25 protein-coding genes are annotated in these 24,858 nt (G+C 63.1%); 19 read left to right on the top strand and 6 right to left on the bottom strand.

Translation table 11 applies throughout. The features are described 5' to 3' along the window. Positions 1-375 precede the first annotated feature (375 nt). The 14 genes from FJW08_RS07670 to FJW08_RS07600 all read left to right on the top strand — a co-directional run bounded on the left by FJW08_RS07670 (position 376) and on the right by FJW08_RS07600 (position 16,806). Positions 376-1,557 carry a glycosyltransferase gene (locus FJW08_RS07670; protein ID WP_246682265.1) on the top strand — a complete coding sequence of 394 codons (1,182 nt, stop codon included), beginning with the start codon at positions 376-378 and terminating at the stop codon, positions 1,555-1,557. Continuing rightward, the gene (locus tag FJW08_RS07665) at positions 1,554-2,855 is read left to right on the top strand and encodes a hypothetical protein (RefSeq protein WP_181178663.1); all 1,302 of its coding nucleotides are present in this window, start codon (positions 1,554-1,556) and stop codon (positions 2,853-2,855) included. The genes FJW08_RS07670 and FJW08_RS07665 overlap by 4 nt, the downstream gene beginning before the upstream one ends. Before the next feature lie 9 nt (positions 2,856-2,864). Continuing rightward, complete coding sequence (locus tag FJW08_RS07660) at positions 2,865-4,085, top strand: GNAT family N-acetyltransferase (RefSeq protein WP_140759790.1); 1,221 nt, start codon at positions 2,865-2,867, stop codon at positions 4,083-4,085. Positions 4,086-4,119: 34 nt separating this feature from the next. Then, positions 4,120-5,343, top strand: coding sequence for a GNAT family N-acetyltransferase (locus FJW08_RS07655; protein WP_140810003.1), 1,224 nt, complete (start codon positions 4,120-4,122; stop codon positions 5,341-5,343). Between the two features lie 112 nt (positions 5,344-5,455). After that, complete coding sequence (locus FJW08_RS07650) at positions 5,456-5,680, top strand: hypothetical protein (protein ID WP_140810002.1); 225 nt, start codon at positions 5,456-5,458, stop codon at positions 5,678-5,680. Positions 5,681-5,927: 247 nt separating this feature from the next. Next, positions 5,928-8,423, top strand: a complete 2,496-nt coding sequence (ligD, locus tag FJW08_RS07640; protein ID WP_140810000.1) for a DNA ligase D — start codon at positions 5,928-5,930, stop codon at positions 8,421-8,423. 269 nt (positions 8,424-8,692) lie between these two features. Then, the gene (locus FJW08_RS07635) at positions 8,693-9,598 is read left to right on the top strand and encodes a Ku protein (RefSeq protein WP_140759780.1); all 906 of its coding nucleotides are present in this window, start codon (positions 8,693-8,695) and stop codon (positions 9,596-9,598) included. Next, the gene (locus FJW08_RS07630; RefSeq protein WP_140809999.1) at positions 9,595-10,716 is read left to right on the top strand and encodes a tetratricopeptide repeat protein; all 1,122 of its coding nucleotides are present in this window, start codon (positions 9,595-9,597) and stop codon (positions 10,714-10,716) included. The genes FJW08_RS07635 and FJW08_RS07630 overlap by 4 nt, the downstream gene beginning before the upstream one ends. Further along, a complete protein-coding gene (locus FJW08_RS07625; protein WP_140809998.1) occupies positions 10,713-11,381 on the top strand; it encodes a hypothetical protein in 669 nt (222 codons plus the stop codon). The genes FJW08_RS07630 and FJW08_RS07625 overlap by 4 nt, the downstream gene beginning before the upstream one ends. A gap of 74 nt (positions 11,382-11,455) precedes the next feature. Continuing rightward, positions 11,456-12,100: an alpha/beta family hydrolase gene (locus FJW08_RS07620; RefSeq protein ID WP_140809997.1), complete on the top strand. Its 645-nt coding sequence runs from the start codon at positions 11,456-11,458 to the stop codon at positions 12,098-12,100. Between the two features lie 6 nt (positions 12,101-12,106). Beyond that, the gene (locus tag FJW08_RS07615; protein ID WP_140809996.1) at positions 12,107-12,877 is read left to right on the top strand and encodes an exodeoxyribonuclease III; all 771 of its coding nucleotides are present in this window, start codon (positions 12,107-12,109) and stop codon (positions 12,875-12,877) included. A 1,352-nt stretch (positions 12,878-14,229) separates the two neighbouring features. Next, on the top strand, positions 14,230-14,631 hold the full coding sequence (locus tag FJW08_RS07610) for an FdtA/QdtA family cupin domain-containing protein (protein ID WP_140809995.1): 402 nt from the start codon (positions 14,230-14,232) through the stop codon (positions 14,629-14,631). A gap of 102 nt (positions 14,632-14,733) precedes the next feature. Beyond that, on the top strand, positions 14,734-15,951 hold the full coding sequence (locus tag FJW08_RS07605; RefSeq protein WP_140809994.1) for an FAD-dependent oxidoreductase: 1,218 nt from the start codon (positions 14,734-14,736) through the stop codon (positions 15,949-15,951). Beyond that, on the top strand, positions 15,952-16,806 hold the full coding sequence (locus FJW08_RS07600) for a glycosyltransferase (protein WP_140809993.1): 855 nt from the start codon (positions 15,952-15,954) through the stop codon (positions 16,804-16,806). A gap of 83 nt (positions 16,807-16,889) precedes the next feature. Here FJW08_RS07600 and FJW08_RS07595 read toward each other — a convergent pair whose 3' ends face one another. Continuing rightward, positions 16,890-17,630 (bottom strand): sulfotransferase family protein, encoded by a 741-nt coding sequence (locus tag FJW08_RS07595; RefSeq protein WP_140809991.1) that lies wholly within the window; start codon positions 17,628-17,630, stop codon positions 16,890-16,892. A 244-nt stretch (positions 17,631-17,874) separates the two neighbouring features. Here FJW08_RS07595 and FJW08_RS07590 point away from each other — a divergent pair, with 244 nt between their 5' ends. Continuing rightward, positions 17,875-18,093 (top strand): exopolysaccharide production repressor protein, encoded by a 219-nt coding sequence (locus FJW08_RS07590; RefSeq protein ID WP_318013036.1) that lies wholly within the window; start codon positions 17,875-17,877, stop codon positions 18,091-18,093. 52 nt (positions 18,094-18,145) lie between these two features. Here FJW08_RS07590 and FJW08_RS07585 read toward each other — a convergent pair whose 3' ends face one another. Beyond that, positions 18,146-18,421 (bottom strand): hypothetical protein, encoded by a 276-nt coding sequence (locus tag FJW08_RS07585; protein WP_140759750.1) that lies wholly within the window; start codon positions 18,419-18,421, stop codon positions 18,146-18,148. 789 nt (positions 18,422-19,210) lie between these two features. On the opposite strand from FJW08_RS07585, the gene FJW08_RS07580 reads away from it, so the two are divergent. Then, positions 19,211-19,513, top strand: a complete 303-nt coding sequence (locus FJW08_RS07580; RefSeq protein ID WP_140759747.1) for a DUF1236 domain-containing protein — start codon at positions 19,211-19,213, stop codon at positions 19,511-19,513. A 96-nt stretch (positions 19,514-19,609) separates the two neighbouring features. Here the strand turns inward: FJW08_RS07580 and yghU are convergent, their stop codons facing one another. Then, on the bottom strand, positions 19,610-20,476 hold the full coding sequence (yghU, locus tag FJW08_RS07575) for a glutathione-dependent disulfide-bond oxidoreductase (RefSeq protein ID WP_140809990.1): 867 nt from the start codon (positions 20,474-20,476) through the stop codon (positions 19,610-19,612). 217 nt (positions 20,477-20,693) lie between these two features. On the opposite strand from yghU, the gene FJW08_RS07570 reads away from it, so the two are divergent. Next, positions 20,694-21,599: a S1C family serine protease gene (locus FJW08_RS07570; protein WP_140809989.1), complete on the top strand. Its 906-nt coding sequence runs from the start codon at positions 20,694-20,696 to the stop codon at positions 21,597-21,599. A gap of 16 nt (positions 21,600-21,615) precedes the next feature. After that, positions 21,616-22,602, top strand: coding sequence for a LysR family transcriptional regulator (locus FJW08_RS07565; RefSeq protein ID WP_140809988.1), 987 nt, complete (start codon positions 21,616-21,618; stop codon positions 22,600-22,602). On the opposite strand, the gene FJW08_RS07560 is transcribed toward FJW08_RS07565, so the two are convergent. After that, positions 22,599-23,327 carry an SDR family oxidoreductase gene (locus tag FJW08_RS07560; protein ID WP_140809987.1) on the bottom strand — a complete coding sequence of 243 codons (729 nt, stop codon included), beginning with the start codon at positions 23,325-23,327 and terminating at the stop codon, positions 22,599-22,601. The genes FJW08_RS07565 and FJW08_RS07560 overlap by 4 nt on opposite strands. Positions 23,328-23,458: 131 nt before the next feature. Further along, a complete protein-coding gene (locus tag FJW08_RS07555) occupies positions 23,459-23,914 on the bottom strand; it encodes a MarR family winged helix-turn-helix transcriptional regulator (protein ID WP_140809986.1) in 456 nt (151 codons plus the stop codon). A gap of 65 nt (positions 23,915-23,979) precedes the next feature. On the opposite strand from FJW08_RS07555, the gene FJW08_RS07550 reads away from it, so the two are divergent. After that, complete coding sequence (locus FJW08_RS07550) at positions 23,980-24,453, top strand: cupin domain-containing protein (RefSeq protein ID WP_140809985.1); 474 nt, start codon at positions 23,980-23,982, stop codon at positions 24,451-24,453. 33 nt (positions 24,454-24,486) lie between these two features. Here FJW08_RS07550 and FJW08_RS07545 read toward each other — a convergent pair whose 3' ends face one another. Next, a complete protein-coding gene (locus tag FJW08_RS07545) occupies positions 24,487-24,831 on the bottom strand; it encodes a VOC family protein (protein ID WP_140809983.1) in 345 nt (114 codons plus the stop codon). Positions 24,832-24,858: the final 27 nt, after the last annotated feature.

The raw sequence follows: 24,858 nt of genomic DNA, 5'->3' as shown, positions 1-24,858 counted from the left end.
GTCTGGAAACCACAGCCCAGCGATATCCATGCCAGGCTCAGTTCCGCCCATCATCGCACCGGGGTGTAAAATATTTCTTCCAACGGCCGGAGTTGTTTCACTATCGGTCAACTATCCAGGCGTATGTGTATCGAAACAAGGCAATGCCGCAAGCTGGCGACCAGCAGACGGTCAGATCAGGGCCGGCATGATCCTTGCTCGTGGACTTCTGTGCGCCACACCGGCGGAGGACGTGCAGCATTGGTATGGTGATCGAGGTTCCACATCCGCTCGCCACCATGCTGGCAACAAGTGAAGTCCAAAGGGGTATTGGGCTTGAAGTCTCCAGTCGCCTGATCCGTCAGGTGGCGGAATCGTCACCACCCTGACAGAAAGATGCATGTGAATATGCGGATTGCCTGCATCCATCAGGGCTATGAACTCTATGGTTCCGACCGCAGCTTCGCGGAGAGCGTGGCCGCGCTGCGCGCCGCGTTTCCGTCAGCCGACATCGAAGTGGTCCTGCCGCGCGGCGGACCGATCACACAGATCCTCGAACCGCATGCGACCCGGATCGTCTTCGAGCCGCTGTGGGTGCTGAGGCGCCAGGCCATCGTGCGCCTTGCCACCATCGAGATGGTGCGGCTGCCGGTCGCGGTGCTGAGGGCCTGGCGGCGGCTCAGGGATTGCGATCTCACCTATGTCAACACCTCGATCGTGGCCGACTACGCGCTGGCCGCGCGCCTTCTGCCGCAGAAGGCCGTGCTGCACATCCACGAAATTCCCGAAGGCGCCATGCGCAGGATCCTCGTCGGCCTGATGCACTGGAGCCATGCCGATCTCATCTTCAACTCGCGCGCCACCCGCGCCGCGTTTGGCGACCCCGGATCCGCGCGGTCCTATGTGGTCTATAATGGCGTTGCCGGCCCGATCGCCGCCGAACCGATGACTTATGACGGCAAGCGCCCGCTCAAGGTGCTGCTGCTTGGCCGCATCAACAGGATCAAGGGCCAGGAAGTGCTTCTGGAGGCGATCGCTTCGCTGCCGGCGGAACTCAAGTCGAGGATCGAGGTGCGGCTGGTCGGCGGCGCCTTCGAAAGCGTCGAACGCGAGCACGCGCTCGCCGAACTGGTCGAGACCATGGGGCTCACCGGACGTGTCAGCGTGCTGCCCTTCATCCCCGACCCGTCCGAGCATTATCGCTGGGCCGATATCGCCACCGTACCGTCGCGGCGTCCGGAATCGCTCGGCCGTGTCGCCATCGAGGCGATGGCCTATGGCCGGCCGCCGCTGGTGTCGGCGATCGGCGGGCTGGTCGAAGTGGTCGCCGACGGCGAAACGGGTTGGCATGTTCCGCCCGGCGATGCCGCCGCGCTCGCCGGCAAACTCGAGGAAATCATCCTGCATCCCCAGGCCTGGCGCTCCTTTGTCGCCGCCGGACGCGCGCGCTACGAGGCGGTCTTCAGCGAGCCGGTCGCGGCGGCGGCGATCGCGGCAATAGCCGCGGACAAGCTGAAGGCAACCATCGCCAAGCCGGGCCGGACGGCAACCGCCCGCCAGGCGGAGACACGGCCGTGAAACTCCCTGGCCATCTGGTGCGCCGCCTCATGCTGATGATCGGCGGCGAGGCGATGCAGAGCGGCTTCCACTTTGCCCTCAACATCGCGCTGCTGCACATGCTGTCGGCGCAAGGCTACGGCCTCTTCGCCATCGGCATGGTAATGGGCGGTGTCGGCCTGTCCTATATCAGGTCGCTCACCGCCGTTCCCGCCTCGATATGGATGGGCAAGAGCACCAACAGCGCCGGCGTCGACGCCTATGACGTGGCCTTCGGGACGGCGGCGCTGGTCGTTGCATTGCTGATGGCCGTCGGCACGGCGATCGTGATGCATCTCTTGGGCGATCCCAGCGGAATTGCCGCCGGCTGCTTCGTCGGCGCATGGTCGCTGCGCAGCCACATGCGCACGGCCTTCTTCGCGCGCCGCCAACAAGTGATCGTCTCCATCAGCGATGCCGCCTTCACGATCGCCGGCATCGTCATGGCCGGCCTGGCGATCTGGCTGGCCAGGGATGCGCTGCAGTCCGTGTTCTCCGCACTCGCGGCGGCCAATCTGTTTGGCATATTCGTCCTGGTCCGGCTGGCGCGCCGCACGATGCGCATCAGCTTCCGCATGCCGACGCGGCGGCGCTACGCAAAGCTCTGGTCCCAGCTCTGCTGGTCGGCATTCAGCGCCACCACAACCAACATCCAGGGCCAATGCCTGGCGCTGCTGGTCGCGGGCATTGCCGGGCCGGCCGCCTATGCGCCGCTGGCGGCGGTGCTCGTGCTGTTCGCGCCGCTGCGCATCATCAGCCTCGCCTTCGTGAACATGACGCAACCGGAACTGGCCAAGCTGATGCGCAACAACGAAACGCGCCGTGTCTGGGCGCAGGCGAAGCTGTGGGCTGTCGTCATGGGGCTCGGCGCGGTGGCCTATGGATGCGCCATCATGTTTGTCCTGCCCATGATAAAATCCCAGGCTCTCCAGGATGCGTCGGTGGGGTTCATCGGGCTTTTCGTGACCGCGAATTTCGTCCCGATCATGCTCTATATCATGCCCCGCATCGTGCTCGAGATAATGGGCGACTTCCGCATCGTCGCCTTCATTACCCTCGGCGGCGCCATCGTCGGGCTGGCGTCGATCGCGATCCTGCTGTCGATCGCCTCCCCCCCGTGGGCGCTGCTGGGTTCGGCGGTCTCCGAGATATTCGTGCTCGTGGCATCATGGTATTTCATGCATCACCGCATGTGGAACATCGAACACCCGGATCAGCAGCACGACAGCCGGCTGGGCTCCTGGCGGCGGGCGGTTTCGTTCGCCGCGGCAAGACGATAGGAGAGGGATGTGTCAGGCCAGGCAGTTCAAATCACCGCGATGACCGACTTGCCCGGCGGGCAGGTCCCGCATCCCGCCGCCATCGCGGCGAACGACGCCTATACGGCGAAACTGCACACCAGCCTGGAGGCGGTCAGGCCGCTCTGGCTGCGCCTCCAGGCGGAGGGCGTGTGCACCGGTCACCAGAATTTCGCCTGGGCGGAAGGGATCGTCGGGCGGCTGCTGCCGGAAAGCGCGGAACTCCTCATCGTGGAGGTGGCCGACGCCGCGACCGGCGAACCCAGAATGCTGGTGCCGCTGATGCGGCGCAGGGCCTTCCACCATTGGGTGGTCGAATGGTTGAGTTGTGGCGTCTGCGACTATGCGGCGCCGCTGCTGGCCGATGCCAGCCCGTGGTCACGCCAATCCGCGCAGGCTGCGTGGACGGCGGTGCGCTCGGCGCTGCCGCCGTCGGACCGCGTCCACATCGTGGGAATTCCGCGACAGATCCACGGCGTGGCCAATCCGCTGGCCTTGCTCCCGGCGACACGCGATTCCATCCAGACCGCGTTCGGCCTCGCCATCGACGGCGACCCGGAAACAGTCCTCAAGCGTCTTTGCAGGCCGTCCTTCGTCAAGGAGTTCGGCAAGGACTGGCGTCGCCTCGAACGGCTTGGCGGTGTGGAGCTGGTCGAAGCCGCCGCGCCGTCTGAGGTTGAGCGTATCTTCGGCGAACTGGTGCGAATGCGGCTCGACCGCTTTCGCGAGCTTGGCCGCTTCGACCTGCTGACGCAGGAGAAGATCGTGGATTTCTACCGGAACGCGGCTGTTCAGGGCCTGTTGGACGGTTCGGTGCGGCTTTTCGGGCTGCTCGTCGGCGAGGCCCTGATCGCGGTTCAATATCTGCTGGTTCATCAAGGGACTGTTCATGCTCTCCTGATAGCGATGGACCAGGGCGTCGTGCCCAATGTGTCACCCGGGCTTGCAATCATGGGCAGGTTGATCGGCTGGGCGCGCGAACAGGGTTTTGGGTATTTCGACCTGTCGGTCGGCAACCAGAGCTACAAGGAACATATGGGCGCCAAGGGTTCGGTATTGGTCGAACTCTGTCATGGGTTCACGATGCGGGGCAGTGTGGCCAATGCCGTCATCGAGTTCCGCAGGCGGGCCGAGGCTTTCGTGCGATCCAACCCAAGGCTGCTCAAAGCGGTCCAGGGAACGATGCGGGGTTTGCGGCGCTTGCGTGGATGACGCCGAGGCGGGCCAGAACGAATGGGAGAAGCATGTGGCAAGCCAGGCAGTGCAGTTGGTCGCGGAGGCGGATGCACCGATTCAAGCAAGTTCCCCGATCAGATCCGGCATTGTCGCTACCGCGCGCTATACCGCGCGGCTGCATACCAGCTTCGACACCGTAAGGCAGCTCTGGCTGCGCCTCGAGGAGACCGGCCTGTGCACCGGCCACCAGGGCCTTGCCTGGGTGGAAGGGATTGCCAGGCGGCTGATGCCCAAAAGCGCCGATCTGCTCGTCGTTGAAGTCAGCGACGCCGCCACGGGTGCGCCTGTCATGCTGCTGCCGCTGATGCGGCGCCGGGCGCTCGGTCACTATGTGATCGAATGGCTGAGCTGCGGCGTGTGCGATTATTCGGCGCCGCTGCTGGCCGATGCCAGGCCTTGGACCCGGCAGAGCGCGGACGCCGCCTGGGCGGCGGTCCGCTCCGTGCTGCCGCCGGCCGACCGCATCCATATTGCGGGGATTCCGCAGGAAATCCACGGCGTGACCAATCCGCTGGCGCTGCTTTCGGCGGCGCGCGACTCCATCCAGATCGCCTCGGGCCTGGTCATGGATGGCGAGCCGGAGACGCTGATCAAACGTATCTGCAAGTCGTCCTTCACCAAGAATTTCAACAGGCACTGCCGCCGCTTCGAACAGCTCGGCGGCCTCGCACTGGTCGAAGCCGAGACGCCCGATATGATCGAGGAGCAGTTCGGCACGCTGCTGGACCTCAGGCTCAACCGTTTTCGCGAACTCGGGCGTTTCGACCTCCTGACGCAGGCGCCGATCGTCGAGTTCTACCGCAATGCCGCCCTGCAAGGGCTGTCCGACGGCTCCGTGCGGCTGTTCGGGCTGCGCGTCGGTCAAGCCTATCTCGCTGTCATGTATGTGCTGGTCATGAAGGGCACCTTGCACGCCCTGTTGCTCGGGATCGACCAGGATGCAGTGGCCAACGTCGCGCCGGGCCTGACGATGATCGGCAAGCTGATGGTGTGGGGACGGGCGCAAGGGCTCGGCTATTTCGATCTCTCAGTCGGGGGACAGGGATACAAACAGCATATCGGCGCCTCGAACTCGGTGCTGGCCGAATTGTGCGAGGCGATGACGCTGAAGGGCAGGGCCTCGACCGCCTATATCAGGCTGCGCTGCAAAACCGAGCTGTTCGTGCGCTCCAAGCCGCGGCTCTACAAGGCCGTGCAGGGCGTGATGCGCCGTTTGCGGCGGTTGAAGAACTGAAGCGGCGCGACCGCGAAATTGACACTTGCGCCGCTCTCCGCCATCCTTGCGGCCAGTCGCCGGGCCGCCAAGAGCGGCCGAGTTCCGTGTCGGGCGACCGAGGGCGAAGCGCATGTCCACTGCCGTGAACAGCCAGAACTCCAAGCGCGCAGCGGTGCGCAAGGCGCTCGACCGCCACAAGGTCTACATCACCGCGCAGCGTTTCTCCGGCGGCACCTACAGTGCGCGCGTGCTGGTCGACGGCGAAGCCTACTGGGTCGACGAATTCCGCTTGAGCCAGTTGCAGCAGGGGCTGTCGCCGGCCGAGCTGGAGCTGACACCGGCGATTGACGATTGAGACCACGTGAAAAATCGCGAGTGGTGCCAACGTAGCGCCCTACGGCGCCCCCCTCTGTCCTGCCGGACATCTCCCCCTCTAGTGGGGAGATTGGCCGTCACGACGGGCTTCGCCAATTTCCGATGTGGCAAGGGACGAGCCGGCGGCGAAACCGTCGATCTCCCCCCTAGAGGGGGAGATGTCCGGCAGGACAGAGGAGGGCGCGACGGAACGAGGCGGTTGTTATTTTCGACCGCCGGCCTTTGACGTGCCCTCTAAACTCAAAACCTATCGCGCCAAGCGCGAATTCTCGAAGACGCCGGAGCCGGCGGGCGGGTCGATGGCAGGAGACGGCAACCGCTTCGTCATCCACAAGCACCACGCCACCGCCGACCACTACGATCTGCGCCTGCAGGTCGGCGATGTCTTGAAAAGCTGGGCGGTGCCGCGCGGACCCTCGCTCAATCCCGCCGACAAAAGACTGGCGGTGGAGACCGAGGACCATCCGCTCGAATATATCGATTTCGAGGGCGTCATCCCCGAAGGGGAATATGGCGGTGGGCCGATGATCGTGTGGGACACCGGCACCTGGGCGCCAATGGACGATGTCGAGAAGAGCCTGCGCACCGGCGCCTTCAAGTTCCGGCTGGCCGGCGAAAAGCTGAATGGCGGCTGGATGTTGACCCGGCTGAAGCACAAGCCCGGCGAGGACGAAAACAAGAAGAACTGGCTGCTGTTCAAGGAGCGGGACCTCGCCGCCGATACGGCGTTGAACATCCTCGAAGCACGACCGGAAAGCGTGAAATCCGGCCTGCGCATCGAGGAGCTGGTGGCGCCGCCCAAACCGGCCGCGAAGTCCGCGCCAAAGCCTGGGTCGCTGAAGCCGGGCGAGCTGCCCGGCGCGGCCAAGGCGCCAGCGCTGAGCCGTGTCGAGCCGCAACTGGCAACCCAGGTGCCGAAGCCGCCGGGGGGCGAAAGCCTTTCCGAGAATACGAACGAGCTCTGGCTGCATGAGATCAAATTCGACGGCTACCGCACCATGGCTCATATCTCCGACGGGGAGGTGCGGCTGATCACGCGTGGCGGCATCGACTGGACGAAGCGCTACGGCGACCTGGCCAGCGCGTTCGCCAAGCTGCCGTGCCGCGAGGCGATCATCGACGGCGAGATCGTCGTGCTCGACGCCAAGGGTATTTCCCGCTTTGCGCTGCTGCAGGACGCGCTGGCGCAGGGCGCCGGCAGCAAGCTGCACTTCTACGCCTTCGACCTGTTGCATCTCGACGGCTGGGACCTGATGAAGGTGGCGCTCATCCGGCGCAAGGCGCTGTTGGCCGAACTGCTTGGCGGGCTTGGCGCCAACTCCGCCATCCAGTTCTCCGACCATGTCGAGGGTTCGGGGCAAGGGCTTTACGACAAGGTGACGGAACTCGGCCTGGAGGGCGTGGTCTCCAAGCGCGCCACCGCAATCTATCAGAGCGGCCGCACCAAGAGCTGGACCAAGACCAAGTCGCTCGAAAAGGACGACTTCGTCATCGCCGGCTACACCACTTCGGCCGCGGCCGAGGGGTTGGCCGCGCTCGGCATGGCCGAATGGGTGGACGGTGAATTGCACTATCGCGGCAAGGTCGGCACCGGCTTCGATGCCGGGACCGCGGCCGATCTGCTGGCGCGGCTGGAGCCGCTCACGTCGGGCGCGACGCCGCCGGAAGGCGTGCCGCGCGAGATCATGCGCGAGATGCACTGGGTCAAGCCGCTGTTTTCGGCGCGCATCCATTTTGCCAACCGAACCGCGGACAATGCACTGCGCCACGGCGTGTTTCGGGGTCTGCGTGACGTCGGCCTGTCGACGCCGGTTTCGGCAAAACGCAAGCGGCTGATCGCCGAAGCCGACCTTGCCACGATCTGGGTGACAAACCCGACGCGGCGGCTGTTCGGCAAGACCGGGCCGACCAAGCTCGACATCGCCGTCTATTACGCGCTGGTCGGCGACTTCATGCTGCCGCACATCCTTGGCCGCCCGGTGTCGCTGGTGCGCTGCCCGACCGGCCTGCCCAAGGACTGCTTCTTCCAGCGCCATGCTTTCACCGGCATGCCGCCTTCGGTGGTGACGTTCGAGGCGACCAATTCCGAGGGCGAGACCAAGTCCTATCTCTCGGTCGAAGGCGCGAAAGGCTATCTGGCACTGGCGCAGTTCGGCGTTGTCGAATTCCACACCTGGGGCACGCATCGCACGAGCCTCGACAAGCCCGACCAGATCGTCTTCGACCTCGACCCGGGCGAGGGGATTTCGTGGCGCGAGGTGGTGGAGGCCGCCGTCCACATCAAGGGCGAGTTGGAGGGGCTCGGGCTTGTGCCGTTCGCAAAAACCTCCGGCGGCAGCGGCATCCACATCACGGTTCCGGTGACGGGCAAGCAGAACTGGAAGAAGCTGCACCAGGCGACCAGCGCCATGTCAACGCATCTGGCGGCCACCGCGCCCGACACCTTCACCACCACCATGGGCAAGGAAAACCGCAAGCGGCGCATCTTCATCGACTATCACCGCAACGCGCGCGGCCACACCTCGGCGGCGCCCTATTCGCTGCGCGCCCGCACCAACCTGCCGGCCTCGACACCGGTGAGTTGGAGCGATCTGGAGGCGATCGATGCACCGCAGGATTTGAATTATGCGTCGCTGCCGGGGCTTTTGGAGACGTCCGGCGATCCATGGGCGGACATCGACGAGTTCGCGCGGGATTTGCCGACCTCTCCTTCGTCATCATAGGGTCTTCGCCGCTTCGCTTCGCTCCTTGCTTCGCCCTAGGATGACGAAGCCATGGCCGCCCAGGCTAACGGCCAGCGCCACACCGACTCCATCGACGCTTCCGACAATTTGAATTATTCTCCGCCCGTGCCCCGAAAACCGGCGGGAAGATTTCGTCAGGGATTTGCCGGTATTGTGCGGGGTCGGTGTAGGATCTGCGCAGCCTTGTTCGTCCTTCGGACGAAGCGCTGCGAAGTAACTGTCAGCGCATGGCCGCGTAGGAGTTCATCATGGCGCCCAGGGCAAGTTGGAAAGGTTACCTCAAGCTCAGTCTGGTCAGCTGTCCGGTGCGGCTATACCCCGCCACCAGCGCCAGCGAACGCATCTCGTTCAACCAGCTGCACAAGAAGACCCACAACCGCATCAACATGAAGCCGGTCGATCCTGAACTGGGGCTCGTCGAACGCGCGGACCTGGTCAAGGGCTACGAGTACGAGGACAAGCAGTATATCATCATCGATGATGCCGACCTCGACGCGGTGCGTATCGAATCCAACCACACGATGAACATCGAGGCCTTCGTCGACGAGGACGAGGTAGACGTCATCTACCAGGACGCGCCTTATTACATGGCGCCGGACGGGGCGATGGCGGAGGAAACCTTCGCGGTGCTGCGCGAGGCCATGCGCAAGTCCGGCAAGCTCGCCATCGCCCGGCTGGTGCTGTCCAGCCGCGAGCGCGTGGTGACGATCGGAGCGCGCGAGAACGGCATGTTCGTGTGCACGTTGAGGAACCCAAACGAAGTGCGTGGCACGGCTGAATATTTCGGCAACATTCCGGCCGGCAAGCCTGACCCGGAAATGCTGCAACTCGCCGAAGCGCTGATCAAGCAGAAGGAAACCACCTTCGATCCGAAGAATTACGAGGACCGCTACGAGATCGCGCTGATGTCGATGATCCGCGAGAAGCTGAAGGGCCACAAGCCGATCATCGCGGCGGCGCCGGAGCGCGGCAATGTCATCAACCTGATGGACGCGCTGAAGGCCAGCCTGTCGCAGTCGAAGCCGCCGGCCAAGTCGAAGAGCAAGGCCGACGAGGTCGCCAAGCCAGCCGCCAAGAAGGCGGCAGCGGGTGGTGCGCCTGAAAATCCGCTCAAGGCCAACCTGCTCAAGGCAGTCGGTAAGAGCAAGAAATGACGGCACCGGCCGTTCCGGGTTCTGTCTTCGGCACGATCGGCGCGCTGGCGGCGTTTCCGCTCAGGCTCGCCGCGCGCGAGGTGGAGCGCCAGCACGGCCAGCTCAGGCGCGGCGTCACCAGGCGTACCACGCATGTCGTGTTCGGACGGACCTTGCTGCTGACGAAGGCCGGACTCACCAAAAATGGCGATAGCGAGATCGAACGTCGTCTCGGCGCCGAGAGCGCGGCCGGGCGCATTCTCTTGAGCGAGAACGGTTTCCTGCGGCTGCTCGGGCTGATGAAGGCGCCCGAGGCGTCTTCGCTGTCGCGCCAATCGCTGATCGACCAGTCCAGGCTGTCCGGCGCCGATCTCGACCTGTTGTCGCTCTTCGATGCCTTCGAGCATGATGGCGAGCCCTATTCCTTCCGCGACCTGATCCTGGCGCGCAAATATGCCGGGCTGATCGCGGGCGGCGCCACATGGGGGGCGATCGCGCGCTCCGTCCACCGCTCCGGCCCGGTGGCTTCGCTCACCGCCAAGTCGCTCAATGTCGGCTCGCAGCATGGCCGGCCCGACGCGATCTACCTCGAAGGCGGCCAGAGCGAAGTCGACGGGCAGTTGCTGTTCGATCTGGGCGCGGCGGCACAAGGCGACGACACGCTGGAGGATTTGTTCGCCGAGGCGGAAGCCGCCGAGGAGGGCGGCGACCATGACGGTGCCGCCGCACTCTACCAGCGCTGCCTCGCCATCGATCCGACCGACGCCATCGCCGCCTTCAACCGCGCCAACTGTTTGCGCGGGTCCGGGCGCGTCGCGGAAGCCGCGCACGATTATGCCAGGGCGATCAAACTCGACCCGGCCTTCGTCGAGGCCTGGTTCAACCTCGCCGGGCTGATGAGCGAGCAAGGCCGCGACGCCTCGGCGCGAAGGCACTTGCAGAAGGCGATCACGCTCGACAAGACTTACGCCGACCCGGTGTTCAACTTGGCGCGGCTTGAATTCGATGCCGGCAATTTGCTCGAGGCGCGGCGGCTGTGGGTGCGGTATCTGGAGCTCGACGCGGTGTCGGAATGGGCTGGGGTGGCGGCCAGGGGCGTCCAGTTCGTGGATATGCAATTGGCGAAGTCGGCGTCATGACGGCAATGCTTGATTCCAAAACCATTCGGACGAGGGTTGCCGAAGAGCTCCATGCTTGCGTCGGACAAAAATGGTTCAAGCCGGGCAGCCCCAGGTTGGAGGTCGCATCAGCGGACAACCTAACGGACTTCAGCATTGAATTCGATTGTTATGCGGAACGCCGGTATGGGGAATATGACTGCTCGTTGGTGGCTGTGTTCAAGTGGAAGAAGTTCGCAAGGTTGTTTGGGGAGTTGGCCAATTGGTATAATGTCAAATTCGAGGGTGCCGTTCCAACGAAGAGCAAGGTATTTGCCAGAGTTGCCTTCGAAGGAATCCATGGAGATTTCCGACCGTCCAGCCGAGGCACCTTCTGGGTCGCCAACGAACAAGACCTGGACAAATTCACAGCCCGGTGCGTCGACGATCTCGAGGGGAAGGTCGGCAATTGGATTCGGAGATGGTACGATTGGCCCTCGGCGCTGGAGACGATGGATGCCTACCCAAATCTGTGCGGTTCATGGCGGGACACTGCATACTATTGCCTGATGGAACAGGTTCGCGGGCCAGAAGCTGCCTGTACGTGGGTCCGGGGGATTGATGCAGCAGGCTGGCCCCAATGGCTGGCTGCACAGGTCGAGTATCTGCAGTCGCGGGTTTGTCGTGGAGCCCCTACGCAACCATAGTCGTTGTGGGATGAAGGATCGCGATGGTCGTGCTTGAACGCGAAGGAACTCGGCTTCCATAAGATGGGCTTTCCATGACCACCTTCCTCTTCGATGGCCACGACACCGCTCCCGTCACCATCCTGCTTGCGCATGGCGCGGGTGCCTCCATGGACTCCCCCTCGATGACCGCCGCCGCCAAGGCGCTCGCCGGCGTCGGGTTCCAGGTCGCGCGCTTCGAGTTCCACTACATGGCCGCCCGCCGCTATGGCCAGCGCAAGCCGCCGCCGCGCGCCGAGACGGTGAACCCGGAATACATCAAGGCGATCGCCGACCTCAGGGCGAAGGGTGTGACGGGCAAGCTCATCATCGGCGGCAAGTCGATGGGCGGGCGCGTCGCCTCGATGGTCGCCGACGAGATGTTTTCCAAGGGCGAGATATCGGGACTGGTCTGCCTCGGTTATCCCTTCCATCCGCCCGGCAAACCCGAGCAATTGCGGACAAAACATCTCGCCGGGCTGAAGACGCCGACGCTGATTTTTCAAGGCACGCGCGACGAGTTCGGCACGAAGGACGAGGTCGCGACCTACGGTCTTTCCGATGCGATCGAAGTGATCTGGCTCGAGGACGGCGACCATGATCTCAAGCCGCGCAAGAGCATTTCGGGTTTCTCGACCGCGGATCATCTGACGACGCTGGCGGAGACGGTGAAGGCGTGGGCGGGCAGGATCGCCCCCTGATCCCCGATGAAGATCGCCTCCTTCAACATCAACAACATCAACAGCCGGCTGGACAACCTGCTGGCATGGCTCGCCACCGCAAGACCCGATGTCGTGTGCCTGCAGGAATTGAAGGCGCGCGACACGCAGTTTCCGCGCACCGCGCTTGCCGACGCCGGCTATGGCGCGGTGTGGAAGGGCGAGCCGACCTGGAATGGCGTCGCCATACTCGCGCGCGGTGCCGAACCGGTGCTGACCCGCGATGCCTTGCCCGGCGACGATGCCGACCGGCAGAGCCGCTACGTCGAGGCGGCGGTGGACGGCATCATCATCGCCTGCCTCTATGCGCCCAACGGCAATCCGCAACCGGGGCCGAAATTTACCTACAAGCTCGCCTGGCACGCGCGACTGGAGGCGCATGCCGAACAACTGCTCGACACTGGCCTGCCTGTGGTGCTGGCCGGCGACTACAACATCGTGCCCGAGCCGCGCGACATCTATGCCACACGCTCCTATGACGACAACGCGCTGGTGCAGCCGGAAAGCCGCGCCGCCTTCGCCTCGCTGCTCGAACAAGGTTGGACCGATGCGTTGCGCAAGAAATATCCGAAGGAGACGCTCTACACCTTCTGGGATTACCGCCGGAACCGCTGGCCGCGCGACGCCGGTCTGCGGCTCGATCATATCCTGTTGTCGAAGCCGCTCGTGCGCCGGTTGAACGGGGCGGGCATAGACCGCGACGTGCGCGGGCAGGACGGCGCCAGCGACCATGCGCCGGTGTGGGTGGAATTGGGGTGAGCAGAAACTTTAAGCTTTTAGAGGCTAGGAATCGCGAATAGCAACGGCAACAATCATATACGATGGCGAAATCCGACTTGTGGCATCATTTCAAGATGCGAGTGTTGATCGCGCTGCCAATTGTCATAGGGGGTACGATTCTCAGGCACTATAATTTTCGCGCTTTTGAGTTATTTATGTTCGGGGGCTCCGTGGTCTTGACGCTATTTGCCTGCTGGCTGGTCTACAGTCTCTGGCCAACCAAGGAACAGCGCCTGAACGAGAATAAAGGTGCCGCCTACGCAGGAGTAGTTGCGGCCGCCTTGATACTATCGCTCTGTCTCTGTGGCACATACATCTTGCTGCCGGTCGTAACCGGTTAGTCATCTGCGGCGCCCATCGGCGAGCCAGGCTCTTCGGCCAGACTGCCCATCTCTCCCTAGCCTAGCGGATACCGCGCCCGCATCCTTGTCGTCACTCCTGACGGCCGCACGCGACCCTTTCCGCAAGTCATCTCTGGCGCTAAGCTCGCAGCCCAGCGGGCTGGCAGCAAAGCCGTGGTACCCAGGCGCTTGCCATGGTCGACGCAGGCGGGGGGCGCATTGTTGGGGTGTGCTCGGCGCCCGCGCCAACCAGGGCGGCTCGTACCGCCGCAACAACACCATCGCACATTGGATGACGGCCGAAACTTCCGCGAAAGCGGAATAGGCAGGGGCTGCAAGGCCCGGCATCCTAGCGGGGTATGGTCGGCCAACCATGAGGCGGGCGTGCGGTAGGAGATGGCGCGGGATGGCAAAGTGCTGGCGCCTCTGGACCGACCGGCGGGCGTTGCCTGCGCGGGCGCGGATCGAACCATCCGGTTTTCCTTATAGGACCAAGGTCTTGTGTGGTGTGCGCAAAGGTCCGAGAGGGCCTGTTCGGTTCCGGCAATGTCCATTGGACGTTCCGCTATTTCATCCAATCGAGATATAATCAATCGGCCTCACCACCATGTGAGAAGGGGAAGTCTGGTCGAACGGCCATGGACTGGTGACCCGTCCGGCAGTACCCCGGTCAATTCCTGGGGTCAGCCCTGGCATAAATCAAGTCGCATGGTCGCGCGCTGTCACTTTGGCAGCGGCGCCGAAGCGCCAGCCGTCCGGCCTTGTTCTGGTTGATCGGTTACAGCATGTCGCGGCGAATAGGATTCGCCTGACCTGCTGTAAGCTTCTGATTTTATGCATGTCGCTATCCGGAGCCGAGGACACTTCCGGGCGACATGCATTAGAAAATAATTGTGCGGCAGCCGGCGCTGCTATCATTATCCACATCGAAGAACGACGTCGCCATCCTGGCCGCACACCGGCAGGATAACAGGCTTGGGAGGGGGCACGATGGCGGACCGGGTCTTGTTTGGCGGCAAGGTCGCAGAAATCTCAATATCGGTTCATCGTGACGCCAGGGGGGTCCTGACGCTCGTTCAGTTCGGCAGATTCGGCTTTCAACCGCGGAGGGCGTTTGTGGTCACCGCACCGCACGGGACGACAAGGGGAGGACATGGTCATCGTACGGGGCGACAGCTGTTCATGCATGTCTCCGGAGAGATATACATTGCGCTTCGGTATCGGGAGGAGGTCGAGCAGATCGTTCTGGATTCAACAAACAAGGCCGTGCTCATCGAAGCGCCGGTCTGGTCGAGCCAGACGTATCACGGCGACAATCCGACCATGATCGTTTTCAGCGATACGGAGTATGACCCGAAGGGCTATTTGTTGGATGTGGAGTCGGGCCAATGACCACGGAAGTGTGTCTCCGAGACAATTGGCAGCCATGACTGAAGGCCGGCAGGTGCTTTGCGCAGAGGCCGCCGTGCGGCGGTGCGCTGCGGTTTGTTGCCCATGAAGCTCACTCGCGGCAGAGTGGCGATCCTTGGCGCCGGGATCATGGGCGCCAGCCTTGCCATCATGATGGCAAGACTGGGTTGCGCGGTTACGCTCTTCGACAAGGAGGACGAGCCGCTCAGCTGCGCCAGCCGTTGGAACGAGGGGAAGATCCACTTGGGCTACCTCTATGGTGCCGACCCCTCGATGCGCACGGCAAGGCATGTCATTCCGGGCGGGCTGCGTTTCGGCAAGCTCATCTCGCAATTGCTCGACGAAGATCTTCGGCCACACACGACCCCGGCTGACGATGTCTACCTTGTCCATCGCCGTTCGGTAGTCGATGCGCAGACGCTGTCTGGCACATTTCGTAAAGTGGATGCGCTGCTGCGTGAGCATCCGGACGCATCGCAATATCTGGTCGACGTGTCAAAAGCTGGTTCCGTGCGTCTTTCGCGAGCCGAGCTTGCCGCAATGACAGATAGTGACGACATCGTCGCCGGGTTCCGGGTGCCTGAGCGATCGGTCGATACTCAGTGGATCGCCGATCGGATGGTCGAGGTGGTGAGGAGCGAACCGAACATTTCGCTGCGAATGAGGTCGAAAATCCTCTCGGCGACGCCGACAGATGGAATCGAAGGGCAATGGCGGGTTGCGGCTGAGACCGGGAGGGAGACATTCGACGTCGTCGTCAACTGCCTTTGGGAAGGCCGGCTTGCAATCGATCGGCTTGCGGGTATCGAACCAAGCCCCGGCTGGTCTCACCGATATCGCCTTAGCCTGTTCGGCGGCACCGGCCGGCCGGTCGATGTTGTATCATCGGTGATTGCGCTCGGTCCTTTTGGCGACATCAAGAATTATGACGGGCGTCGTTTCTATATCTCATGGTACCCAACTGGCTTGGTTGCGCAAAGCGGCGCATTGACGTTAGCACAACCCGACGAAATCGCCGTGAATCGGAGACAGTTCTTCGTCGATGAGGTTCGCACGGAGATCACCAGGTTGATCCCGGACGCCTCTCGCCTCTTCGAAGCGGCACAGACAATCGACATCCGGGGCGGGTTCGTCTTTGCACAGGGGCAAGGCTCTCTCAGCGACCTCGGCGCCACGATTCACCGCCGTGATCTGTTTGGCACTGCCCGGCGCGGCAATTATCTGTCCGTCGACACGGGAAAATATTCGACTGCTCCCTGGCTTGCTGACATGCTGGCAAAGCAACTTTACGGCGTTGGCTGAATGCATGACACACACACCCAGCCCGGCTGGCACCCACGGGTTACGGCTTTGGTGCCGTGCCATAATGCGGCCGCGTTCATTTCCCGCACGCTTGACAGTCTCGCCTCCCAGACATGGCCGAACCTGGAGATATTGATCGGCGAGGACCGCTCGACCGATGCCACGCCGCAGATCGTCGCTAAATTCGCCGCAGGGCACCGCAATGTGCGTGTCCTCAACCGGCAACACAATCTCGGGTGGCTAAGGAACACCAACGATCTCATGGCCGGTGCAGAAGGTGAGTTGATGTTCTTTGCCTTCCATGATGACGTTGTCGATCCAACGTATGTGGAAACGCTTGTGCGAGCGTTGCAGGACAATCCCTCGGCGGTGCTGGCCTACAGCGACGTGGAAGTGATCGAGGTCAACGGCGACAGCGCGACCAGCACCTTCGACCGGTTGTCGGGACTTCATAATAGCCTGTCGCGGGGCCTCGTTATGGCGCAACAGCCGCATGGCTGGTGGGTCCCCAATCGCGGGCTGTTCAGGGCATGGGCATTCCATCGCAGCGGCGGGATAAAGCCCAACAGCCAAGGCGAATACTGCGCCGACTGGACTTGGCTTCTGCATCTGTCGTTGCTCGGCGCCTTTGTGCGTGTGCCGCAGGTGCTATGTCACAAGTATTATCGCCCAGGGAGCATCAGCAAGGCCTGGACCCACCACCGAACCCAACGAAGAGCCCTCAGGGCCGCAGGGCTCAGGGAAATCTGGCACAGCAGCCTTCCCTGGGCGCAGCGTGCGATCCTTCTGACCGCCATGATGACGAGGCCATGGCGATTGCGAAGGCGTCGCAAGGCGGCGCAATTCAGGCGATGAGACCAAGCCGAGCTCCAAGGCGATCACATCGGCGTTGCCGCAGATGACCATTGATCCACGCATCTCAATTTTTTGCGGCGAGTCTAGCCCAGCCACCACCACAATGCCGCGATCACCGTCGCGATGGCGGCCACCGTCAGCCCTAGCATGATGTAGGAGCCCTTGATGATGTCGCGGATGATCTTCTTGATCGTTTCGCGGTCGTTCAGGTTGGGGAAGGGCTCGTTCGGCTGCGCCACGTCGAGGAAATGGCAGAGCGGCCCCCAGCCTTCACTGACCTTGTAGACCAGCAGCTTTTCCGGCGGTACGGCGGCCTTCACTTCGTCGACATAGCTGACGTAGCGGGCCACCGCCTTGTCGCGGTCGCCCATGACGCCGGCCAGTGTGCGGCCCCAGATGAGCTTGCGCGACATGTCGCCGAACTTCCGGCCGAACGGGGTGAGCCATTCCAGGATCTTGAACTGCCATAGGTTCTCGGTGAAGTAGATCGTATCGATGGTGCTTTCATACCACGCTTCGGCGCCGCGCGGGTGCAGCGTCAGCAGCACCTTGGCGTCGGGATAGGCGGCCATCAATTCCTTCCAGACGCAGCAGCCTGGATTGTCGACGGTGGCCGTATAGTTGGCGAACACGCGGTTCCAGTCGTGCTGGGTGCCTGGCGAGCTGTTGGCCACCTTGCGCCAGAAATCGAGATGGCCCTTATTGGCCTTGTTTATGATCACTTCCTGCATGTGGTAGCAGGGCAGGCCGAGCTTGTTCAGCGCGGCAAAGGTCGACCATGTGCCGGTGCGGCCGAAACCGGCTCCGATAAGCTTGAGCGTCATTCCCCGATCCCCCCGGTCTTCTTCTTTTCCCGATTACCGCGGTCCGTGAGCACCAAACTGCTCCTGCCAAGGCCGCCGCGCAACGAATTTCTACGTGGATGTCGAGCCGGAGATCGCGTACTTGCGTAGTTGCTAAAATAATGAAAGCCTGTGTGCAGGTGTGGAGATTTGGAGGGAGTCGCCGGGACAGGAACGGTTTCGGCGATCTTGAAGGCTGATGTATTTTGGGCCATTTCTCGTCGGGATGTCAGCGACCACGATCCTTATCGCGGTCTGGGCCTATATGGCCACCGGTTCGTTCTGGGAGGCGCTTGCCTGGACAGTGGTGACGTTGGTTGTCTTGCAGGTCGGCTACTTCGTGCTCGTCCTGGGGCTGATCTACAGGCGTGAACAAGACGCCGCCGCAAGCGAGGATTCGGTCAACACCTTGCCTCCGCTGCGTAGGGATCGCGTCCGGCTTTGAACTCGGCTGGGATGGCGAACCTCGCGGGTCCGCCATCCCTTGCCTAAAGACGTCAGGCGTGGCCGGCCAGCGCGTTCAGCTTGGCGCAGAATTCGGCATGCGGCTTGCTCATCGCGGCGTCCTGGCATTCCTTCATCATCGCGGTCTGGTTCTTCTTCGACATTTTCGCCCAGACCTTCTTCATGGCAGCGTCCGACTTCATGGTCTTCATGGTCTTGTCGGTGAAGAAGGGTGCCATCATCTTCGGCTCGTCGAGAATGCCAGCAAGTGCCGAGCCGGCAATCACGGTGGCAGCCAACACTCCCAGGCAGACAGTTTTGATATTCATGGATCCATCCTCCCCTGTTCCGGCCGCCGGGTTGGCGACAGCTCGTGTTAAATACCATCAGCCCATGGTCATTTAGAGGCTGCTTATATTATTGAACGGTCACGTTTTGGTGAGGCGATGCGCTGAAAGCCGCTTGGACCGGTTGGCTACCAGCCTATCCATTCGTGAGCGCCCCAGGCAAGGCCGACAAGCGGCGCCATGAACGCGAAAATGACAAACACCAGCGTGAAGGGGTGCTTGGTGACGGGAGGACGGGGAGCCATGGCGCGATATCCGTGCTGAAAATTTCGTCCGGAAAAATACAGGACACCAACGCCATGAAGTCGACATCGTTGCATCCGGTGCAGCCACGCTACGCGCCCCGCTGGAACCGGATGCCGACGCCGGCGTTTTCGTGCCGTGACCCGGTGAGGCGCCACCTCCACCGGTCTTTGGTGGCTCGCTCTGCTCCCGGCGCGAGCCTTTTTTGGACGCTCGGCAGGTCTTCGGAACGACACCCGGCTGCACACGTTAGTTATCGGCAAGACGGTGTGCGAACCGAACCATCCACGGAAGACGTCTTCGCTCGCCTTTTCAAGGCATGACGTTTTTGCTTCTGTCAATAACATGTAGAAATTTCTGGCGCACGCAAAGCATAACTTTGCTGACATCCTCACGCTCGGCGCTAAAAGAATGTGGCATATTGTTGGTTATTTGCCATATTTATTTCAAGAAAAGGGATGGAACCTCCGGGTTACGGACGAGTTTTCCTCCAGGGCGGGACTGGAATCGCCAACCATGGAGATTGTCATGAAACGTTATCTTACGAGTGCCGCAGCTGCCATCGTCCTGCTGGGCGGTGCCGGCGTGGCCCTGGCGGACAGCACCGTCGTTGTGCAGCCAGAGCAGGAAACGGTCGTTCGCGAATACATCAAGAGAGAGCCGCTGGCGTCGGTGAACCTGCTCGGCGTCGAACTCAAGCTCGGCTCGCCGGTACCGGACAAGGTCGAACTGCGCGAAGTTCCCAACGTCAGGTACCGAGTGGCAGTGATCAATGACGAGACCGTGCTGGTCGACCCCGATACCCGTCAGGTCGTCGAGGTGCTGCACTGATCCGTCTCACGCATCAAGCAAAAAGCCCGTCACCGACTTAACGCTGGTGATGGGCTTTTTTTATTTTGACGCCGGCCTTCGACAGCTGTCCCGAATCTACTCGGCGGCCAGCTTGTCCTGTGTCTTCGTGTCGAAATCGCTGGCATCATGGCGTTCGTGCAGCTGCATGGCCGGTTCGCCGAAGGCGCGGTTGACCATGCGGCCACGCTTTACCGCAGGTCGTTTGTCGATCGCCTTCGCCCAGCGCTGCACGTTCTTATACTCGTGCACCGAAAGGAAGGTGGCGGAATCATTATACTGCCGGCCGAGCGCCAGCCCGCCGTACCAGGGCCAGACCGCCATGTCGGCGATCGAATAGCCGGTGCCGCCAAGATATTCCACCTCGGCCAGACGGCGGTCGAGCACGTCGAGCTGACGCTTAACCTCCATCGAGAAGCGGTCGATGGCATATTCGAACTTTGCCGGCGCATAGGCGTAGAAATGGCCGAAGCCGCCGCCCAGATAGGGGGCCGAGCCCATCTGCCAGAACAACCAGGACAGGACTTCGGCACGGGCCGGCTGTTCGGCCGGCAGGAATTCGCCAAATTTTTCGGCGAGATAGACCAGGATCGAGCCGGATTCGAAGACGCGCACCGGGGTCTTGCCGCTGCGATCCATCAGCGCCGGGATCTTGGAATTCGGGTTGATATCGACGAAGCCGCTGCCGAACTGGTCGCCATCGTTGATGCGGATCAGCCACGCATCGTATTCGGCGCCCTCGTGGCCAAGTGCCAGGAGCTCTTCCAGCATCACCGTCACCTTGACGCCGTTCGGCGTCGCCAGCGAATAAAGCTGCAGGGGGTGCTTGCCGACGGGCAAATCCTTGTCATGCGTCGGTCCGGCGATCGGCCGGTTGATGCTGGCAAAGGCGCCGCCATTGCCCTTGTTCCAGGTCCATACTTTCGGCGGGGTGTATTCGGTCATGTCGGCTCTCGTATCGTGGAAGGAGGGGCAGGTCACCCATAGCTAGGGCTGCGGAGAGAGAAGTTCAACTTGTGTTGAACTATTGTCAATGCGGGGCGCGACGCATCGCCCTGCCGGGCGTTCGCCCTATGGCCACCGCTTCTCACCCCTTGCAGCATCTCCCCCGTGGCATACCTATAGAAGAAGCCGCCAGGCATTCGCATCGCAGGACAAAATCATGACCATCAATCCCAATCCGCGCTCCGTGGTTGCTGTGCGGGCGACCGTTCCGGAGGACGCGTTTACCGCCGGCGCGCTGGGCACACTCCGGGAAGGCAGCGGGGTCGTCATCCGCGATGACGGGCTGGTGCTGACCATCGGCTATCTCATCACCGAGGCGGAGGAAGTCTGGCTGACCTCGCATGACGGGCGCGTCATCCCGGCGCACGCGCTGGCCTACGACCAGGAATCGGGCTTCGGCCTCGTTCAGGCGCTGGCGCCGACCGGTCTGCCGGCAGTCGCGCTGGGCGATGCCGGCAAGGCCAGGATCGGCGACTCGGTGGTGCTTGCCGACGGCATCGGTCGGTCGGTCGAGGCCAAGATCGTCACCAAGCAGGAATTCGCCGGCTATTGGGAGTATCTGCTCGACGAGGCGATCTTCATCGCGCCGGCGCATCCGTCCTGGGGCGGCGCGCCGTTGTTCAACGCCGAGGGGGCGCTGCTCGGCATCGGTTCGCTGCGCCTGCAGATGAGCCGCGCCGGCGAGGTTGCCGATATCAACATGGTGGTGCCGATCGACCTGTTGCCGCCGATCCTCGACGACCTGCTCACGCGTGGCCACGTGGCCAAGCCGCCGCGCCCGTGGCTCGGCGCGCTCTCGGCCGAAAGCGACGGCAAGGTGGTGGTGATGAGTGTGACCGAGGGCGGCCCGGCGGCCAAGGCCGGCCTTCGCGAAGGCGACGTCATTTCCGAGGTCCGCGACGGTACGGTCGATGGGCTCGCCGATTTCTATCGCAAGCTTTGGGAAAGCGGTTCGGCCGGTGCCGAGATCCCGATGCGGGTGGTGCGTGACGGCCGCGAGACCTGGCTGCGCGTCAAGTCCGCCGATCGCGGCAGTTTTTTGAAGAAGCCGCAGCTGCAGTAGCGGCGTTGCATCGATAATGCATCCCAGACTGCTCAAGACCTTTCTTGCCGTGGCGCGCAGCCGCAACATCACGCGCGCCGCCGAGACGGTTCATCTCGCTCAGTCGAGCGTCAGCGACCAGATCCAGTCGCTGGAGGCCGAGTTGGGTGCTGTCTTGTTCGCGCGCTCGAAGGCGGGGCTGGAACTGACGCCGGCCGGTCTGGCGCTGAAGCCCGTCGCGGAAGAATTGCTGCGGCTCGACGGCGAGGCGCGTGCCGCCGTTCAGGCTGCGTCCGGGCAGACCAGCGGCGCGTTGACCATCGGTGCGCTGGAGACGATTGCCTCGGCCCGGCTGGCGCCCTGGCTGCCGGAGTTCCAGGCCAGTCATCCTGACATTGCGGTGCGGATGAAGGTGACCGACAGCGGCACGCTGCTGCGCCAGCTGGAGGACGGCGACATCGATGTCGCCTTCTGCTTCGATCGCCGCGATGCCTCGAAGGGCGGTGCCGATCAACGCTTCGCCAGGCACACGATAGCGGCCGAACCGCTGGTGCTGGTCGCAGCGCCGGGGCAGAACCTGGTTCCGTGCGACCTTGCCGCCCTTGCCGCAAAACGTTTCGTGGCGACGGAGCCTGGATGCATCTACCGGCACATGTTCGATACCGCCTTCGCCGAGGCGGGCATCGGTGCCTCGGAACTTGCCGCCGAAGTCGGCAGCATCGGCGCCATTGCCCGGCTGGTGGCGGCCGGCGTGGGGCTGGGCCTCGTTCCACGTCTGGCTGTCAGCGACGCGCTCGAGCGTCGTGAACTGATCGAACTGCCGTGGCCTGGCCGAGCCCAAGCGGCGCCGCTGACGATGATCTGGCGGCGCCGGCGCGTCCAGCCGCCGGCGCTCCGGCACCTGCTTGCCGCCGCGCGCGACACACTGGCGCCGGCAAGCTCCGGTGCCGGCTCAGGATCTGAATCGGCGAACCGCCCCAAGGCCTTGTTTGCAAACAATTCCGGGAAAGCCATCGTCAGCTAGACCAAGCGATGCCCGCCCTCGACATGCAGCGTCGTGCCGGTCGTAAATCCATTGCCCATGAGGAAGAAAATGGCGTCGGCGATGTCCTCGGGCTGGCCGATCCTGCCGACCGGCAGCCGCTCGGCCATCGCCGCAAGCGTCTCTGCCTTCCTGTCGCCGGCCACCTGCGCCCAAATCCCGGTATCGACCCAGCCGGGCGAGACGGCGTTGACGCGGACCGGTGCGAGTTCTATCGCCAACGCCCGCACCAGCCCTTCGAGCGCGGCATTGACGGCGGCGACGACCGAGCCGCGCGCGGCCGGGCGATAGGCGGCGATGCCGGAAACGAAGGTTATCGAGCCGGTCACGGCCAGCCCTGGCGCGCCGTGCTTGGCGAGCAGCAACGGGCCGAAGAGCTTGCTGTCGACCACGCGTCGCGCCGCCTCGAGATCGAGCTCCGGCAACAGCCGGTAGGCGCCTTCGATATCGGCGGCGGTGCTGACGATATGGTCGAGACCGCCGATCCCGGCGAACAAGGCCGCAACCTGGTCTTCCCGCGTGATGTCGACAATGGCTGTTTCGAGGGCGGCGGGATTGCCCAGCGCCTCGCGTGCCTGCCGCAGCCTGTCCTCGCCGCGCCCGGCGATGACGACTTTGGCCCCGGCTTCGAGGCAGCGCCTTGCAAGCGCGAGACCCATGCCGGAGCCGCCGCCGACGATCAGGACTTTCTGGTTTGAAAGATGCATTTCGCTCTGCCTTTGCTGGATTGGGACAAGGGCAGGGGATTGGCAGGTCGAGGCGGAAAGCGGAAACGGAAGAAACCGATGGTGTCATCGGAGATGCCGATGGTGCCGGCGGCATATGAGCGCCATCTCTCTCAGCGCACCAGCGGGCTGTCCCAGACGACGAACAGCAGTGCCTTCAGTTGGGCAAAGCGCTCCGGTCCGAGTTCCGTGCGCCACTCCTCTTCGATGTCACGCAATATGTCGACCATTTTCCAGAAAGCGGCGTGGCCGCGCTCGGTGGACCGCACCACGCGCGCGCTGCCTTCGCCGTCGGAGCGAAGGAGATAGCCATAGCTTTCCAGACTGCTGAGCAACTGGTTGATCGCCTGCTTGCTCATGCCGGCACGCTCGGCGATCGTGCCGGGCCGCGCGCCATCCGGGCCGGGAAACTGCAGCACCGCCATGTGCGGCAGGCGCAATTCGTCGAAACCGGCGGCGTTGAGCTCCTTGATCAGCCGGCGCTGGATTGCCTGGGCAGGCACGCGCAGCAAGGCGCCAATCAACAGGTCCTCGGTCTTGGTCTGCAGTACTTCGGTGGAGGTGGGCATTGACGATCCGGTAAATTGAGTTTACTGATTGCTAGTAAATGTAATTTACCGGAGGAGTTTGCGCAATGTCATCCATGAATCTTCAGGTCAATCCAGCCGAAGAGACCATCGGCGACAAGATGCTATCGATTCGCTTCCTGGTGACGGGCGACAGTTCGAACGGCAGCATCGCCGCCTTCGAGTTAAAAGTGGCTGGCGGATCGCGGCTGCTGGCGCCGGCGCACAGCCACGATCATTATGAAGAGACGATCTACGGCGTTGACGGAGTGCTGACCTGGACCGTCGACGGCAAGGCGATCGATGTCGGGCCGGGAGAGGCGCTATGCATTCCACGCGGCGCCGTCCACCGGTTCGACAACAAGGGTGCCGACGACGCAACGGTACTGTGTGTCGTGACACCGGCGGCGATCGGCCCAGACTATTTTCGCGAGATTTTCGCAATGTTCCATGCCGCCGCCGGTGGCCCGCCGGACAAGGCCAGCATGATGGAGATCATGCGCCGCCACAGACTGACGCCGGCGGTACCGACACCGGTGTAGAGCACGAGCTCAGCTCCTGGGGCTCCGGCGGCTCTATTCCCGCTCCGCACTCGCGAACACCACCAGATTGCCATCGGGATCGCGCATGCGCATGATCCAGAAATCGTCGGCCTTCTCGATCGGGCCGGGTTCGAGGCCTGCATCCACCGGTCTCTGCCGCTCCGGCGCCAGCGGCAGGACGCCGAGCGTCAGCGCCGAGGTGCCGGCTTTTTCCTTGTCCTCGAAGAGCTGCACCTCGGCGCTTTCCGTGAACTGCCATCCGGCAAGGCCGGGCATCGGCCGGCGCAACGGCGGCTTGCCGAAGAGTCTTTCGTACCAACCGATGCTGGGCTCGAGGTCGGAGCAGCTGACTTGGGCAAAAACCGTCTGCACGGCCATCGCGATCCTCCATGGCGATTGCACTCT

Origin of the sequence: Mesorhizobium sp. B3-2-1, assembly GCF_006439515.1 — a bacterium.
In the GTDB taxonomy this organism is placed as follows: Bacteria; Pseudomonadota; Alphaproteobacteria; order Rhizobiales; family Rhizobiaceae; genus Mesorhizobium.
The sequence above is the reverse complement of the archived record's forward strand: the minus strand, read 5'-3'. Positions and strand labels throughout refer to the sequence as shown.